At 52.8% G+C, this 428-nt stretch carries 1 pseudogene; it reads right to left on the bottom strand.

Annotated features, from left to right (window positions below):
* Positions 1-428, bottom strand: a pseudogene (locus tag B4113_RS20845) (IS701 family transposase); the annotation flags it as partial.

Below are 428 nucleotides of genomic sequence, written 5' to 3'. Positions count from 1 at the left end.
ATAGCGGGCAAACTCCTTCGCTTGGATGGCGATGCCTTTCGGGTAGAGAATCCGGTTCGTCTTGAGCATGGCGATGGCATGGAATCCTTGTTTCACGCAGGCTTCGATGAGCGCTTGGGACGGATACTAGGAATCCATGAGCACATACACCGGCTGAGCCCGCTTCCCCTTGAGCGAAGAAAGCATCTCGATCGCTAGGTCGATCTTGCTTCTTCCCGCCGTCTTGTCATACAGACGAAAGGCGAACGGAAACGCTTGGGTGAAGGTGTGCACCATCAGCCAAACAAGCGAATGCCCCCAGACCCATTGATGATCGCTGTGAGAGAAATGCCAGTCACACCCTTGGATGGCATGGACAGCCCGTGACGAAGGCTTCGTTTTTTGGCAAATGGGATCATCAATCGAAACAAAAAGGGATTCATTCTCCT

The sequence above is a fragment of the Geobacillus sp. B4113_201601 genome, from assembly GCF_001587475.1.
In the GTDB taxonomy this organism is placed as follows: domain Bacteria; phylum Bacillota; class Bacilli; order Bacillales; family Anoxybacillaceae; genus Geobacillus; species Geobacillus icigianus.
Note: the sequence above shows the minus strand (reverse complement) of the source record. Positions and strands in the feature narration are given on the sequence as shown.